The organism is Janthinobacterium sp. BHSEK (assembly GCF_056174685.1).
Map to the genome: position 1 here is coordinate 1 of NZ_JBWBYV010000169.1, position 1,082 is coordinate 1,082.

The following is a 1,082-nucleotide window of genomic DNA, read 5'->3' on the forward strand; positions in this document are numbered from 1 at the left end:
GCAACCATCGTGCGTTCGTTGCCAGGATAATAGCTGTTATATGCGCGCGAGGCAGCGTAGCGGCGGTCAGCCAGATTGCGCGCCGACAGCGCAAGGCGCCATGGGCCGGTCGTGTAATGCAGCGTGGCGTCCAGCAGCGCGACGCCGCCTTCGGCCGAGGTATTGCCCACGTCGTTCCAGCGCCTGCCGATATAGCGCACGCCGCCGCCGAAGCCGATGCCGTTGTGCATGGCGTAGTCGAGCCACACGGACGCCGATTGCTTCGGCACCTGGATCGGCATCTTGCCAAATTCGCTCCGGTCGGCACTCTCCAGCACCTTCATGTCCAGCACGGTATACGCGGCGATGACGTTCAGGCTGCGGGCCAGCTCGGCCTTTGCCTCCAGTTCCAGGCCGCGCGAACGGACAAGACCGATCTGGCGCTGATCCAAGGTGAGCTGATCGGTGGTAAGCACGTTCGATTTGCGCAAGTCGAAGATGGCGGCGGTGAACGAGGTGCGCATACCTTGCGGCTGGTATTTGATGCCGGCCTCGACCTGCTTGCCGCGCGTCGGCTGCAGGGGCCTGCTGTTGCTGTCGACGCCACTGCTTGGCATGAAGGAGGTGGCATAACTGATATACGGCGCCCAGCCACTGCCGATCAGATAGCTCAAGCCGCCCCGGCCGCTGAACTGATTGTCGGCCTGATCCTGGCGGGCGTTCCCGATGCGGTCGGTAGTTTCGGACTTTGCCCGGTCCTGGCGGCCGCTGAGCGTGAGCACCCAGCGGCCGTCGATCTTGATCTGGTCCTGCGCGTAAAGGCCAAGCTGCTCGGTGATCTGCGTGCTGCTGCGGTCCAGGGTAGAGGGCTCCGGCACCGGCACCGGCAAGACATTGATGGGCTTGCGCAGGTCGAGGCTGGGGGCCGGTCCCGAAAAATCCTCGCCGGCGAGGCGGATGCGCGTCGCGTCGATGCCGAACAGCAGCGTGTGCTCGGCGCTTCCCGCACGCACGCGGCCTTGCAACTGCGCATCCGAGGTCCACTGGCCGTGGCGTTCAAAAAATGCGCGCGCGCTGCGCGTCAGCGTGTAATTGTCCGGCAA

At 64.8% G+C, this 1,082-nt stretch carries 1 protein-coding gene; it reads right to left on the minus strand.

Features of this window, described 5'->3' with window-relative positions; translation table 11 throughout:
- Window positions 1-1,082 (minus strand): TonB-dependent siderophore receptor (locus tag AC0V2Y_RS28000; RefSeq protein WP_475418440.1); only part of this gene is annotated, 1,082 nt, incomplete at both ends.